A 15530-nucleotide genomic window follows, 5' to 3' on the forward strand; every position below is an offset into this window, starting at 1 on the left:
AAACACATATATACACACATTATAGAACACACAATCGCATTAAAACACACCAATAAAACACACCAACATTTAAAACAAACAAATACAAACCATAACATGATTGAAAGGGGATAAAACCCTTCGTTAACCAGTTGTTTCTTTTGCCAATGGGGATAATCTCCTTTGGACTTCATATACAATCTCCATATTGGATGCAGTGCCGTGAAGTACATTGACGGGGCCACTTGCTGTTGTATACGTTGTTTGATACGAGATTGAAACCGTATTAACATTCTTTATAAACATAAATCAATTGTAGTATGATGAACATGAACAAATGGGCTTATTCGCTACACTTGCGATGCAGGGTAGCGTTTGTGTTTCTGCTTGTCGGAATCGCTTTGGGGTTACCGGTCAGTGCACAACAGGGATCGACAATTACAGGTACCGTGCGTGACGTACAGGCCGAACCGATCGCCGGAGTGACGGTTGTACAAAAGGGCACTGCCACCCAGGTGACTACAGACGAGCTAGGCAGGTTTACCATTTCGGTGAATAATGCAGACGGAACATTGGTTTTCTCGTCGGTTGGCTACGAATCTCAGGAAGTTGGCTTACGCGGAGCCAATATGCCTTTGGATATCGTGCTGGAATCGGAGGTACAGGATCTGGATGAAGTGATCGTTGTCGGTTATGGCACCATGAAGAAAAGTGACCTGACCGGATCGGTTACACGCGTAGCATTGGAAGACAAACCCGTGCCCAATGTAAACCTTACACAGGCATTGTCGGGTGCATCCGCAGGTGTCAACATCCAACAAAGCGGACTGGCCGGTGGGGATGCTTCGCTTTCCATCCGGGGCAAAACCTCGCTTTCCGCAAATGACAATCCCCTTATCGTACTGGACGGTATTATTTTCAATGGATCGCTTTCAGATATAAACGTGAATGACGTGGAATATATCGACATTCTCCGCGATGCGAGTGCCGCCGCTGTATACGGATCGCGTTCGGCGAACGGTGTCATCATTATCACGACCAAACGGGGCAAGACGGGGGCTCCCCGGATCAATGTGAATGCCAATTATGGATTTCAGGCGATGACCAACAATCCGATGAAAGTCATGAACGCCGAACAGTATGCGATCCGGATGGTGGATTATTTCTATCAACAGGAGCTCTACAATTGGTATCGGACCAATCCCACCAGTGAGGCTGGAAAGCCGGTAAGGCCTGATGTGACAAACCGCGAGACTGTCGCCGCGCGTTTGCGTACCGAAGAGGAGCGGCAGAACTACCTGGCGGGTAACGAAATCGATTGGGTGGATCAGGTTATGCGGGATCGGGCATCGATTGCGAACTACGATGCCAGCTTTTCCGGCGCTTCAGAACGAGTAAATTACTATGCCTCCGGATCGGTTGCCCGCGAAGAGGGAATTCTGAAAAACGACCAGTTCGAACGGTATACGTTCAATTCAAAGGTTGATGGGAAATTGACCGACTGGCTGTCACTTGGGCTGAATGTCAATTATTCCTATCGCGACTATTCGGGTGTAAATGCCAGCTTGGAAGACGCCAGGGTGGCCAGCCCTTTGGCTAACTACGATTTGGATTCGCCCGATGATTATGTGACGTTCCTGACCAATGAAGGATACATGCCCCATCCATTAGGGCAGACAAAAGCTACAAACGAGGATATCCGGAACAACCTGTTTTTTGTGGCGAACGCAAAAGTGGATGTTCCGTTCGTTGAGGGGTTAACCTATGATTTCAACTATTCAAATACATTTTATTACCGTAAGAATAACACATTTTGGCCGGTATCCATTGAAAACGGAAACACCAACAACGGACGTGCGGAGCGGCGGCCTGAAGAGACGCGCCAATGGATCTTCAATAATATCTTGTCTTATAACCGCACATTTGGTGATCACGATATTAACAGCACCTTACTTTATAGCCGGGAAAAATATTTCGGACAATCCTATATCCTGCGGGTAGAGGGTTTTGAAAATCCGTTGCTGGGCTTCAACAACCTGAATATGGGAACGGTGGTAACGGTTGTGCCACCCGGAGACAGTGATCCGGCACGGGCGTGGGAGGAACAGGGTGTTTCCTACATGGCCCGGCTGAACTACCAGTACAAACGTCGGTACATGATTACCGGAACAGTGCGGCGGGATGGATTTTCGGGCTTCGGGCCGGATTCGAAATTTGTCACATTGCCCTCCGTGTCTCTTGGGTGGGTTGTCTCCGAAGAACCGTTTTGGAAAGAAGGTTCATCGATTTATACCAAGCTAAGGCTTTCATACGGCCAGAACGGTAACCAGGGGATAGGCCGTTACAGCAGTTTTGCACAGATGGGGACCGAATACTATGTTTACGATAGCAATACTTCAATTTCCCTGTTCCCCAATCGGATCGGGAACCCCAGCCTGCGTTGGGAAAAAACCTCATCCGTCAACCTTGGTGTCGACTTTGGATTTTGGAATAACCGGTTAGCGGGTTCCGTGGACGGCTACCTGGCCAAAACATCCGATGTGTTGGTAAAACGTAAACTACCTGGGTCTGCAGGGTATGCCGACATCTGGTCCAATATAGGAGCTCTTGACAACAAGGGGTTGGACATCGAGTTGAGGTCTGAGAATATCCAGACGACTGATCTGAACTGGAAAACAAATGTGGTATTCTCCATCAATCGGAACAAGATTTCCAAATTGTACGGTGGCGAGAATGACGTTGACGTCGGCAATGAGTGGTTTGTCGGGGAGCCGATCTCGGCACTTTATGATTACGAGATGTTGGGGGGATTATGGACCGAGGACGACCTGTATGCCGGGCGGACGTACACCGGCTGGTATCCGGGACAGTATAAGTATGCTGACCTGAACGGGGATAACCGTATCGATCCGCAGAATGACCGGAAAATTGTAGGATATGCCGATCCCAATTACCGTTTCAGCATCGGAAATACGCTCACCTGGAAGAACTTTTCGCTTTACTTCCTGCTTAATTCCATCCAGGGAGGGAATGGGTATTACCTGCGCGACAACTATACTGTGGTGAATGTGAATAGTCGTTCGGACGATGTTTTGCGCATGAACCAATCGGCAGTACGGCCTTATTGGACACCGGATAACGGCGTTGACAATGCGACCGGCGTGTATAACTCCGCTGCAGTGACCAGCCGGATTTTTGAAAGCCGCAGCTTTGTGAGGATACAGGATGTGTCGTTGACCTACACCTTTGGCAACGATCTCCTGCAACGTATGGGCCGCATCAATAACCTACAGATATTCCTGTCTGGAAAGAACGTTTATACGTGGACAAAATGGTCCGGCTGGGATCCGGAGATCGCATCCGCCAATGCCAACTATCCGGCTATGCGGAACGTATCACTGGGACTGAGGCTGGGTTTATAGTAGAAAAATATCAAATACATAAAGCATGACAACAATGAAATTTAACTATATAACAGCGAAGTGCGCAGCATGTCTGTTTTCGTTGACAATGGTGGTCTCCGCTTGCAATGATATGGATTTTTTGGAGGAGGTGCCGAAAGACTTTTTGGCGCCTCAAAATGCCTACAATACCGTGGAGGGGATTAATCAAGGCATTACCGGTCTCCATTTCACCGTGCGGAACGACTGGTATTTTGGTGAGGAACTTCAAGACGTCGGAACTATATACAAGGCACTGGGTACGGACATCGCTTTTCACGGCGAGGACCCGAACAGTACACGGTTCTTGTGTAATTACGTCAATTACCTGACTCCTTCGTCGGAGTACGTAAGGGAATACTGGAATAGACCCTACAGGCTCATACAACGGGTCAATCTGTTAGTCGAAGGGATTAACAATGCAGATGAGTCATTGCTTACGCCGGAGGAGAGGAATGCCTATATCGCCGAGGCGTTGTTCTTCCGTGCATACGCCTATCGGCATTTGGTGTCTTTTTTCGGTGACGTGCCGGTGGTGACGGAAGCAATCGATTTCGCCAAAACGGATTTTGTGCGCGACCCTACTTCCGTTGCCTATCAACAGATGGAGGAAGACCTGTCTTTCGCCGTTGAGCATCTTCCCGATCCCGGCTCGGAAAAGGATCCCGGGCGAATTACAAAAGGTGCGGCCTATCATCTGCTCACCGAAGTGTATCTCATGCAACACAAATATACAGAGGCGGTAACCGCAGCAACGCATGTGATTAACGACTTCGGTTACCATTTGATGACCGAACGGTTTGGCTCAAACCCGGATGTGTTTGGCTCCGGAGATGTATATTCCGATTTATTTGCATATGGTAACCAGAACTTAGGAGAGAACAAAGAGAGCATCTGGGTGCTCCAATTTGAGCCTTCTACCGTGATCGGTGGATCCAACAATCGCTGGAACCGGGCCTTTGCACCCGCCTACTTCCGGATGGGCAATACACCCGATGGAAAGCCCGCTTTCCGGGGCGAATTAGTGAATGGGGCTTATACAGGCTACTCGGATTCGTTGGGGCGGGGCGTCGCTTGGGTGCGTCCTACAAATTTCAGTGCTTACACGATATGGGAAGGCAACTGGAACAACGATATCCGTAACGCTAAGCACATGATCAAACGGGATTTTTACTACGACAGCCCTGAGTCGGCTTTCCACGGGCAAAAGATTGATTTCTCCAAATACCCAGCATCGGCAGGGAGAGATCCCATCCGCGATACCTGTCAATATATCTATCCGTATTTCATAAAATTTGCCGATCCCATGCATGTCTTGGACAACGAAGCCACCTCGGGAAATGGTGCTTCGTATAAAGACGTCTATGCCATGCGACTGGCTGAAACGTATTTGTTCCGTGCCGAAGCGTACATTGGTCTCGGCGAATTGGATTTGGCAAAGGAAGATATCAATGCCGTCCGTACCCGTTCACATGCAAAGCCGGCTACCACGGCAGACATCGATATCGATTACTTGCTCGATGAACGGGCAAGGGAACTGTACGGTGAAGATTGCCGTCATTTTGTGCTCCGCCGTACTGGGAAATTGGTTGAGCGTGTTCGCAAATACAATAATAATCCATTGAATCCGGGATTGAATATCCAGGACTACCATGTCTTGTGGCCGATTCCGCAGGAACAGATGGACTTGAATATCGATCAACAATGGACACAAAACCCGGGTTATTGATCTGACAACCTAAGTACAGTTCAGGAAGCGTGTATCCGTTGGTAACGAATTGGATACACGCTTTTTTTGATTTAGAATTTTTTCTATTTTCACCTCTATGATTGGAAGGTGTCTTTTACTCCTCCTGATCTCCTATGAAAGCCTCGCCCAAACCTACGTCGGCCCAACCTACCAAGCCATGGGGTCCACGGGCATCGCCCTCAAGGGGATTTACAGCCTGACGGCCAATCCGGCGGGGCTGGTGGGAATGGAACGCCCTACCGCAGGGGTCAGTTACCAACAACATTTCATGTCGGCCGATATCACCACGCAGGTAGCACTGCTGGGGGTGCCAACCCGGTTAGGGGCCTTTGGCGTCGCCGTATCCCGCTATGGAATGAATAAGGCGTATGAAGATACGAAAGCCGGGTTTTCCTTTGCGAAACAATTCGGTTCCGAACTGGCCTTTGGCATGTCGGTCAATTATCACCAGTTTTACATTCCGGCGTATCTGCGCGTTTCTTCCTTATCCGTGGATATCGGCGTGCAGTACAGAACAGCACAGGGTGCCATTTTCGGATTGCAGTGCACGAACGTGGGCAGGACGGATTTGGGGTCGGATATCTCCGGGAATCTTCCCGTATTTGTCGGTGTAGGAGCAAGTTATCCCTTAGCTGCGGTGTTGGTAACGGCAGATGTGCAATACCGATGGCAACAAGCGATTGGCGGGCATTTTGGGGTCGAATACAACCTGATGGAACCGTTATATCTGCGGGGTGGAATATCGGTCAACCCCATGCTGCAGCATGCTGGATTTGGCATTCGTTTACGCAGTTTCAGCTTCGATACCGCGGCAACGTTCCATCCCCGCTTGGGTATGTCACCGCAAATAGGGATATGTTATGCATTTTAATCGGTATATACTGTTGTTTCTGTTTTTAGACTTATGGGCCGCTTGCAGTTTATATGCACAAACTGAGGCTGATCTGTTGGTTGAGCGGCTGATGGAACAGTTGGCGGAGGAATTAACCGAGGATTTTGATTTTTCCGAATTGGCAGAACGATTGGAATTTTATAGGCAGCACCCTATTGATCTCAATCGTACAGACGGAAGCGAGTTGCGGGAGCTCGGATTTGTTCCCCAACTGTTCATTGACCGTCTGTTGGAACATCGCTCCCGTTCGGGTAAATTTGTTGCTCCTTATGAGTTGCAGACACTTGAAGGGCTGGACACCGGGTTACTCCGGTTCCTATTACCCTATGTTACGGTAGGGGCATCCCCTTCGCTGTCAGACGTACGTGCGGGTCAACTGTTGACGGAGGGTACGCATGATTTGATGGTCCGGTATGGACGTACGTTGCAACGGCGGGAGGGATATAAGATTACGGATCCGGCGCGATCCCGTTATCTCGGATCTGCCGATCAAGTATTTACCCGTTACCGGTTTCATTTTGGCCACGATTTGCAGGTTTCCCTGAATGCAAAGAAAGATGCCGGCGAAGCTTTCTTTACCGGTGCACAACGCGGTGGTTTTGATTTTTATTCAGGCAGTGTCTATGTAAAGAATCAGCGTTGGTTAAAGGGACTGGTTGTGGGTGATTATACGCTTCAGTTTGGTCAGGGATTAGCCCTGTGGACCGGTTTGGGTTTTGGTAAGGGTTCGATGGTACAGAGCGTGTCGAAGCAGGCTACTGGCTTACAGCCTTATACTTCATCCAATGAGGTACTCTTTTTAAGAGGCACTGCTGCGACCCTCGCATTTGGACATTTGCTGTTTACCCCGTTTGTCTCCCGACGCTGGCTTGACGGATCAATCGACTATGACGAGGAGGGCCAACGCATAGTGGGCGTCATCGGGCAAACCGGGCTTCACCGTACACCTACAGAAGTAGCCAATCGAGGTTCTGTATTGCAATGGACATATGGTGCAAACGCACAATACGAATACCGGCGTCTCCGGATTGGCGCAACGGCGTATCGTATGCGTTTGGACGCAACGATCCAACCCCAGGGTCTGCTGCGAAACCAATATGCATTTCACGGAAACAACCTTTGGAATGCCAGTGTTTACTACAATTACTCGTGGCGGGGAATCTACCTGTTTGGCGAAGCCGCCCATAGCCTCGGAAGCGGCACTGCCTTCGCCAATGGGCTCATTGCATCCCTGCACCCCCATCTTTCGCTGGCGTTGCACTACCGCAATTATGGACGTGATTACTATTCTTTTTTTAGCCAGGGAATCGCGGAGGGAAGCGGTGTGGTTAACGAGCGGGGTTTCTATTCCGGCTTGGTGTATCATCCGGGTAGGTCGGTGGAATGGGTATTGTATACTGACTTTTTTCGCTTTCCCTGGTTGCGGTATCGGGTTGATGCCCCCTCCCAAGGCGCTGATTTACTAACTCAATTCACCTATACCTGGTATAAAAAAGCCAATGTATCCATCCGTTACCGCCACCGGCAGCGGGGAGAAAACGCTTCGGCTGAAGGGCCGCATCATGTCGTAGTGGACGTATTCCGTCAGCAATTGCGGGTAAATGGACAGTATAAACTGGGTGACGTATGGAGTATGCGGAACCGTGTGGAACTGACCCGCTACCGGAAAGAGGGAGATGCGACGGAAATCGGGTGGATGGTTTATCAGGATATTATTTTCAAACCGATGAACGGAAACCTAAGCGGCAATGCACGTATAGCCCTGTTTAGCACGCCCGGATATAATTCACGCATTTATGCGTTTGAAAACGATGTGCTTTATGCCTATTCCTTTCCACTTTATCATAACGATGGAGTCCGTGCGTATGTTAACCTTCGCTATCGATTTGGACGGAAGATGGATGTGTGGCTGCGGTATGCAACATTTATCTATCGCGGCGTGGAAGAGGTGGGAAGCGGGTTGGATGCAATTGAGGGAAATCAGCGGTCGGATGTACGGGTGCAGTGGAGGTGGCAGTTTTAATATTAGATATATAAGCGTCGGAAAGGAAATTGCTTTAGTTGCCCAGAGCCGTATCGGACTTATATGGGAATCGCATTATAAATCGTAGCTTTGAACCGGGGTTTAGACTTAAATTACATCGCAAAGATATGAACATTGTCTTGCAGACCGGAAAAGAACTGGCCGTGCCGTTGTATGGGGCGTCATTGATTGCTGCGCAGATGGACGCAGCGATAGCCAATGGTAAAGGTGATTTGGATCACAGTGCGCTTGCTTTGCTTATAGAGAGGCTTGCAGGCATAACCGATTGATAGAAACAACAGAAATATGCATATCCTGATAGCCCCGAATGCTTTTAAGAATGCGCTCGATGCCCAAGAAGTAGCGGCATGCATCCGAAGTGGCCTGTTGGCAAGCAGCCTTCCCTGCACGTGCGAATGCTTTCCGGTCGGTGACGGAGGCAATGGGACAGGTGCATTGATTGTAGATCGACTGGGGGGCAAACGGATCGAATTGACGGTGAAGGATCCTTTGGGCCGCCCGGTTTCGGCTTTTTACGGCTGGATTGACAACGGCAGCGTCGCCGTAATCGAAATGGCCGATGCCTCGGGCCTGCACCTGTTGAAGCAGCATGAGCTGAATCCCCTTCGGACAAGTTCTTACGGAACAGGGCAGCTTATGGATGCGGCGCTGGATGCGGGCGCAAAGGAAATTATCCTCTGCATGGGCGGATCTGCCACGGTCGACGGGGGAACCGGGATATTGGCGGCGTTGGGTGTACGCTTCCTGGATAGGGCCGGCAGGGAAATCCTGGATTTACCGTCGGGGCTTGAGCGGCTGCATCACATTGATTGCTCATCGGTGGATAGACGGATAAACGACTGCAGGATTGTTGTTTTATGCGATGTCCTGAACCCGTTGCTGGGACCGGCCGGGGCGTCAGCTGTTTTCGGCCCCCAAAAGGGAGCTACACCGGATATGGTCGGACAGCTTGAGTCGATCCTGGAGCAGTTTGCAAAGGTAATCGAGTCGGAAACGGGCATAGCAATTTCCCATGTGGAGTCGGGCGGGGTAGCTGGAGGGGCAAGTGCGGGATTGAAGGGCGTATTGAATGCCGAATTGGTCAATGGTATCGATTACTTCCTCCAATTGACGCAGTTTCAGCAGGCGCTCGCCGAAAGCAATCTGGTCATCACGGGAGAGGGGAGTATCGATAATCAGACCCTTCAGGGCAAAGCCCCTTTTGGAGTGGCAAAAATGGCAAAGGAGCTTAACCTGCCGGTTATCGGTTTGGCGGGGATCGTACCCCTGAAACAGGATGTGGAGCTGGAGCACTATTTTGATATGCTGTTGGCGATAGGAAATGGTCCTGCAAGGTTGGATGAGGCCATCCCGGCTACCGCCACAAATCTTGAGCGTACAGCCAGACAACTTGGGAACCTGATTACTTCCTGTCGATAGCATCGAACATGAAGAGAAGATAACATGGCTCGTTGCGAAACATCTCGAACAGGTCTTGGACAAGCTTGGACACCACCAAGCAAAACTGAGTGCTTATCATGCGTAGTTTGTGCCCGAAACTTTAAGCACGCATATAAATTAGAAGCTCCGAAATTTTTGTTGTAATTTTCGCCCTTGAAACCAATTAATAGCTTCAAGATAACGATAGGGCGACATCGCAGATTACAAACAATAAACTGAACGATAACGAAAATGCAGGCATTCAAACGAAAAGGGAGGGGCCTATTGCCTCCGGCAATGGCACTTTTGGTGGCCGCGGGCTGCCATACAGATCATGCTGCCAGATTTGAGCAACTGACGGAAGACGAAAAGCGCCTTCCTGAAAATGCAACATTGGGCCTGGACATAAGGGATGGCCTGGAAGTGGGATTGATGGCTTCGGAGCCTATGCTGTTGAATCCGACCAACATCGATGTCGATGACCGGGGCCGGGTGTGGGTGAATGAGGCTTACAATTACCGGCCCACGCTTAACGGTAATCCTACTACCGACAAGGGCGACCGGATCCTTATTCTTGAAGATGCCGATCACGACGGTGTGTTGGATCAGCGAACCGTGTTTTACCAGGGGCCAGAAATCAATGCACCGTTGGGTATCTGTGTACTGGGCAACCGGGTCATCGTGTCGCAGAGCCCCTATGTATGGGATTTTTACGACGATAACGGGGACGGAAAAGCGGACCGGAAAGAAATTCTTTTCCAGGGCATTGGCGGGGAGCAGCATGACCACGGTGTGCACGCTTTTGTCTTTGGTCCCGATGGAAAGCTCTATTTCAACTTCGGGAACGAATGCCATACCCTACTGGACAGGGACGGAAACATCGTAACCGATCAGGACGGCGATGGAATAACCAATAAAAAATACCGGCAGGGCATGGTATTCCGCTGCGATATCGATGGTTCAAATGTGGAAGTACTGGGCCATAATTTCCGGAACAACTACGAGTTAGCAGTGGACAGCTACGGTACCATCTGGCAAAGTGACAACGATGACGATGGGAACCGGGCGGTGCGGATCAACTACGTCATGGAATACGGCAATTATGGGTACAGCGATGAGCTGACTGGTGCAGGTTGGCGGGAAAACCGGACAAACCTCGAAGATTCGATCCCCCTGCAGCATTGGCACCTCAATGATCCCGGGGTCGTTCCCAATTTACTGCAAACAGGCGCGGGATCGCCAACCGGTATGTTGGTATATGAGGGGGACATGCTTCCCAAAGAATTCCGGAATCAGATCGTCCATTCGGATGCCGGCCCGAACATCATCCGGTCGTATCCCGTAGAGCGGGATGGTGCCGGATACAGGGCAAGTATACTCAATCTGCTTAAGGGGAGAGACCAGTGGTTCCGGCCCTCCGATGTTTGCGTTGCGCCCGACGGCTCGTTGATCATAGCCGACTGGTACGATCCCGGCGTGGGCGGTCACCAAGCGGGCGACCAAACCCGGGGACGGATTTACCGCATTGCACGCTCCGTATCAAAATACCGAATTCCCAGTCCTGACTATTCGAGCGTGGAAGGTGCAATCCACGCGTTGCAAAGTCCCAACCTGTCTGTCCGGTACAACGCGTGGGTGAGTCTGTCTGATCAGGGCAGCAAAGCCGTTCCGCAGTTGGAGAAACTGTTTCATTCCAACGGCAATGATCGTATGCGGGCGCGGGCACTGTGGTTACTGACCAAGATAGACAAGGGCGATACGTACCTGTTAGAAGGATTGCAAGATTCCAATCCGGATATCCGGATAACGGCCATCCGAGCTGCTCAACAGACCCGGAAAAATATCATTCCGTACATTGCGCCGCTTAGTAAAGACAAAAATGTGCAAGTCAGACGGGCATGTGCAATCGCATTGAGGCACGTTAAAGACCCGCAGGCTGCGGAATTGTGGGCAACATTGGCCAGTCAGCACGATGGAAAAGACCGATGGTATCTGGAAGCATTGGGAATTGGGGCTGAAGGGCAGTGGGATTCATTTTTTACTGCATTTTTAGAGATAAACCGGGATGCCGTGAAAACGGATGCCGGCCGGGATATCATCTGGCGGGCACGAACCGAAACAGCGGTACCTCTGCTTGCCCAATTGGCGGGGGACAGTTCCGTGGGCCTGAAATCCAGGCTTAGGTATTTTAGGGCATTTGATTTCATTCCGGGCGAAGTGAAGGCTCAGGCTCTGCTGGCAATGATCCGGCCAGGAGACAGCGGCGACGATCTTCAATTGAACAGTATCATCCTAAGGGCGCTGGATACAAAAGTGGTCATGGAGTCCAAGTCTGCATCGGATGTGTTGCATACCCTGTTGGATGCCGTATACGGCAAGCCCGAGTACATAGACCTGGTAACGCAGTATGAATTGAAATCAGAGGTGCCCAGATTGCTGGAACTGGTGGTTTCGCGGGCCAGTTCATCCATAGGGCATAGGGCTGCCGGGCTTCTCTTTCAACTTCAGGCTGAAAAGCAGGTGAAAGAAGCGCTGAAGCAGCAGCCAGACAGTATCATCACGGCAATCGGTCCGGTAGGTATGGAACGCTCGGTAGACATGCTGGAGAATCTCATGCTTTCACGGTCTTCAAATGATGAAATCCGCAGGCTTTCTGCTGCCGTACTTGGCAAAAGCATGGCTGGGGAAGATCGGGTATTGTCTTTGTTGAAAACCCATGCGATTCCGGAGGAATTGATTCCCGTTGCGGTGGAAGGACTGAAAAACACCTGGAGAAAAGCGATTTATGCCGAAGCCCGGTCGTACCTGCCCGGAACTGAAAACAACCCGGATGCAGCGGCAGAAGTGTTAACCGAAGCGGAATTGATGGCCTCCAAAGGAAATATCGAAAAGGGGAAAACAGTATTCCAGGCTAACTGTGCGACCTGCCACCAGGTGAACGGGCAAGGACAGGATTTCGGTCCAAAGCTTTCACAGATAGGTGCTAAATTGCCGAAGACGGCCTTGCTCGATGCAATCGTAAACCCTTCTGCGGGGATCAGCTTCGGTTACGAAACGTCTGTCATAACGACGAAAAACGGGGCGACCCTGATGGGAATCGTCTCTAGCAGGACCGAATTGGAAGTAACAATCCGTTTCATGGGCGGGGTTTCCCAATCGTTCAAAATGGCGGAAATTGCTTCTGTGAAAGAAACAAAAGAGTCGATGATGCCACCCCTGCAACATACCATGTCCAAAGGGCAATTGGTCGATCTAATCGAATACCTTGCTTCATTGAAATGAGGTAAGCAGATGGGCTGTCACAAGTTTTCAATGGAACGAAGTTACATGAAACAGCATTTGCCAAAAAAGCATATCTTTGGAGATGATTCTAACGGATATCATGGCTAAACGGTTGTCGCTTGTTTTTCTATTTCTATCGCTGGTTTGCTGTATCCAAGCCCAGGATCTGAATGCGCGTGTCCAAATTCTCTCACCGCAGGTCCAGAATACCAATAAGCGGGCACTTGAGGTATTGCAGAAAGCAGTTTCCGACTTTTTGAATAACCGGACATGGAGTGCCAACGTCCTGCAGCCCCAAGAGCGTATCGATTGCAGTTTTGTCATCACCATCAACGCATGGGACGGCTCGTCCAACTTTACGGCACAGGCACAAATTATATCTACCCGGCCGGTTTTTAATACATCCTATAACAGCCCGGTCTTGAGTATCTCGGACAATAACTTCAATTTCAGTTATACCGAAGGGCAGTTGATGGATTATTCCGACCAGCAATACATGAGCAACTTAACCTCATTGCTTGCGTACTACGCATATATCATTGTCGGGTTGGATGCAGATACCTTTGAACCCAACGGAGGGACACCCTTCTATACCGCTGCCCAAAACATTGTGAATAATGCCCAAAATACAGGCTTCAGTGGCTGGCGTTCCATGGAAGGAACCGACAATCGGTTCTGGCTGGTTAATAACCTGCTAGACCGGAGGTATCAGCCCATCCGGGATTTCCTGTACAGCTTTTATTTAAACGGCCTGGATAAGATGTCTGATAACCCCACCGACGCACGCAAGGCCATTCTGGAACTATTGCCATTGTTGCAAAAAGTGGATAGACTGGCACAGGGTGCCGTGTTTAACCAGGTTTTTTTTACGGCCAAATCGGATGAATTGATCGGTGTGTTTGGGGGAATGGGCCCGCAGGAGCGGGTGCAGGCATACAATGTGCTTGCCGAGGTGGATCCCGCAAATGCAAACAAATATGAAAACCTCCGTACCAGTAGATGACTTAATGCGAGTTGATTGATCCCTGAATACCATGCTTACGCGTCTATCCATCCAAAATTATGCCCTGATCGATTCCGTTGATATCCAATTCAACCGTGGATTGAATATCCTTACCGGAGAAACCGGAGCTGGCAAGTCAATCATCATGGGAGGGTTGTCGCTCATCCTGGGACAACGTATAGAGAGTCGCTATTTCTTCAACCAAGACCGGAAATGTGTCATCGAGGGATATTTCGACCTAGCGGATTATCAGCTGGAAGCGTTTTTCGAAGAACAGGATCTGGATTACGAGCGGGAAACCATCATGCGCCGGGAAGTCAGTGTAGATGGCAAGTCGAGGGCTTTCGTCAACGATACACCCGTTACACTCAACGTACTGAAGGCACTGGCCGAACGGCTGATCGACATCCATTCCCAGCATGCGACACTTCAACTCGATACGGAGTCGTTTCAATTGCTGACGCTGGATAGCGTAGCGCAAAACCAATCGTTGAGAGCCCGGTATGAAGGTGCCTATCGCGGATACAAGGCCGTCTTATCACAGCTGAGTACACTGCGGGAAGCCGCTCAAAAGGCAAATGCCGATGCTGACTACCACCAATTTCTATACGATGAATTGGCTGCGGCAAACCTCGAACCGGGCGAACAGGAAGAGTTGGAGGCCGAACAGCAGCAACTAGAACATGCCGAGGAAATCAAGCGGAGTTTGCTGGGCACCGTAAATGCACTGCAGGAACAGGAGATGAACGCATTGGTGCTGCTGAGGGAGGCCCTGCACCAGCTTCAGCAAGCCGAGCGGTATAAACCGGACCTGGCACAGCAGACCGAACGGTTGCAGAGCAGTTTCATCGAATTGAAAGATTTAAGCGAAGAAATCAGCCGTGTTGAACAGGGAGTGATACTGGACGAAGCACGTTTGGTTGAAGTTAACGAACGACTAAGCCTGCTGTATGCGTTGCAACAGAAACACCGGGTGGACGACATAAGTGCCTTAATTGCCCTACGCGAAGATCTGCGGGAGAAATTGGAAGCGATTTCGTCGAGCGAAGTGGAAATCGAACGGTTGGAAGCGGAAGTGAAACGCACCGAGGCGGAAGCTGTAAAGCTTGCCGGACAGCTGAGTGAAAGTCGTCAATCGGTTGTGGGGAATATACAGGAAGAGGTTGCCCACATGCTGCACGAAGTGGGCATGCCGCATAGCCAATTGCAAATCGTATTAAGTAGATTCACCGGAAACGAGTTGAGAGCCAGTGGCCGGGATGAGGTCAGATTTCTGTTTACGGCCAACAAAGGACAGCCACCGCAGCCTGTGGGTAAAGTCGCATCGGGGGGCGAACTCTCGCGGCTGATGCTGGCGATCAAATCGTTGATTGCTAAAACATCGGCACTACCCACCATTATTTTTGACGAAATCGATACCGGAATATCCGGCGAAATCGCATTGAAAGTAGGTGAAATCATGGAACGATTGGCCGATCATATGCAGGTAATTGCCATCACACACTTACCGCAAATTGCTTCCAAAGGAGATACACATTTCAAGGTATATAAAATGGAGTCGGCAGGCAAGACCGCCACGGGCATTACGCAACTGGAAATAGCTGAGCGGATTCAGGAAATCGCCCAAATGCTGAGTGGCGCCAATCCGGGGGAAGCGGCTATACAACATGCCGCGGAGTTGTTGGGGAAATAATAAAAAAGCATTACTTTTACCCAATTTT

General features: G+C 50.1%; 9 protein-coding genes. All 9 read left to right on the forward strand.

Annotated features, from left to right (window positions below):
- The first annotated feature begins 299 nt into the window (after window positions 1-299).
- The 9 genes from IEX60_RS04255 to recN all read left to right on the forward strand — a co-directional run bounded on the left by IEX60_RS04255 (window position 300) and on the right by recN (window position 15502).
- Entirely contained in the window at window positions 300-3401 is a 3102-nt protein-coding gene (locus IEX60_RS04255) for a SusC/RagA family TonB-linked outer membrane protein (RefSeq protein ID WP_188747795.1), read from the forward strand.
- A 25-nt stretch (window positions 3402-3426) separates the two neighbouring features.
- Window positions 3427-5148, forward strand: a complete 1722-nt coding sequence (locus tag IEX60_RS04260) for a RagB/SusD family nutrient uptake outer membrane protein (RefSeq protein WP_229717415.1) — start codon at window positions 3427-3429, stop codon at window positions 5146-5148.
- A gap of 97 nt (window positions 5149-5245) precedes the next feature.
- Complete coding sequence (locus IEX60_RS04265; RefSeq protein ID WP_188747797.1) at window positions 5246-6040, forward strand: PorV/PorQ family protein; 795 nt, start codon at window positions 5246-5248, stop codon at window positions 6038-6040.
- Window positions 6030-8084: a ComEA family DNA-binding protein gene (locus IEX60_RS04270; protein ID WP_188747799.1), complete on the forward strand. Its 2055-nt coding sequence runs from the start codon at window positions 6030-6032 to the stop codon at window positions 8082-8084. Before IEX60_RS04265 ends, IEX60_RS04270 begins: the two co-directional genes overlap by 11 nt.
- A gap of 38 nt (window positions 8085-8122) precedes the next feature.
- Window positions 8123-8374: an NAD-binding protein gene (locus IEX60_RS04275; RefSeq protein WP_188747801.1), complete on the forward strand. Its 252-nt coding sequence runs from the start codon at window positions 8123-8125 to the stop codon at window positions 8372-8374.
- 16 nt (window positions 8375-8390) lie between these two features.
- Window positions 8391-9524, forward strand: a complete 1134-nt coding sequence (locus IEX60_RS04280) for a glycerate kinase (protein ID WP_188747802.1) — start codon at window positions 8391-8393, stop codon at window positions 9522-9524.
- A 252-nt stretch (window positions 9525-9776) separates the two neighbouring features.
- Window positions 9777-12806 carry a PVC-type heme-binding CxxCH protein gene (locus IEX60_RS04285; protein WP_188747804.1) on the forward strand — a complete coding sequence of 1010 codons (3030 nt, stop codon included), beginning with the start codon at window positions 9777-9779 and terminating at the stop codon, window positions 12804-12806.
- A gap of 100 nt (window positions 12807-12906) precedes the next feature.
- The gene (gene porD / locus IEX60_RS04290; protein ID WP_188748617.1) at window positions 12907-13809 is read left to right on the forward strand and encodes a type IX secretion system protein PorD; all 903 of its coding nucleotides are present in this window, start codon (window positions 12907-12909) and stop codon (window positions 13807-13809) included.
- A gap of 31 nt (window positions 13810-13840) precedes the next feature.
- Entirely contained in the window at window positions 13841-15502 is a 1662-nt protein-coding gene (gene recN, locus IEX60_RS04295) for a DNA repair protein RecN (protein WP_188747806.1), read from the forward strand.
- Window positions 15503-15530: the final 28 nt, after the last annotated feature.

The organism is Parapedobacter defluvii, assembly GCF_014642075.1.
Lineage (GTDB): Bacteria > Bacteroidota > Bacteroidia > Sphingobacteriales > Sphingobacteriaceae > Parapedobacter > Parapedobacter defluvii.

Bases quoted from the DNA above. Each gene is read 5' to 3' on its own strand.
- IEX60_RS04285 (WP_188747804.1), top strand. From the start codon at position 9,777: ATGCAGGCATTCAAACGAAAAGGGAGGGGCCTATTGCCTCCGGCAATG.
- recN (WP_188747806.1), top strand. From the start codon at position 13,841: ATGCTTACGCGTCTATCCATCCAAAATTATGCCCTGATCGATTCCGTT.
- porD (WP_188748617.1), top strand. From the start codon at position 12,907: ATGGCTAAACGGTTGTCGCTTGTTTTTCTATTTCTATCGCTGGTTTGC.
- IEX60_RS04265 (WP_188747797.1), top strand. From the start codon at position 5,246: ATGATTGGAAGGTGTCTTTTACTCCTCCTGATCTCCTATGAAAGCCTC.
- IEX60_RS04255 (WP_188747795.1), top strand. From the start codon at position 300: ATGATGAACATGAACAAATGGGCTTATTCGCTACACTTGCGATGCAGG.
- IEX60_RS04260 (WP_229717415.1), top strand. From the start codon at position 3,427: ATGACAACAATGAAATTTAACTATATAACAGCGAAGTGCGCAGCATGT.
- IEX60_RS04270 (WP_188747799.1), top strand. From the start codon at position 6,030: ATGCATTTTAATCGGTATATACTGTTGTTTCTGTTTTTAGACTTATGG.
- IEX60_RS04280 (WP_188747802.1), top strand. From the start codon at position 8,391: ATGCATATCCTGATAGCCCCGAATGCTTTTAAGAATGCGCTCGATGCC.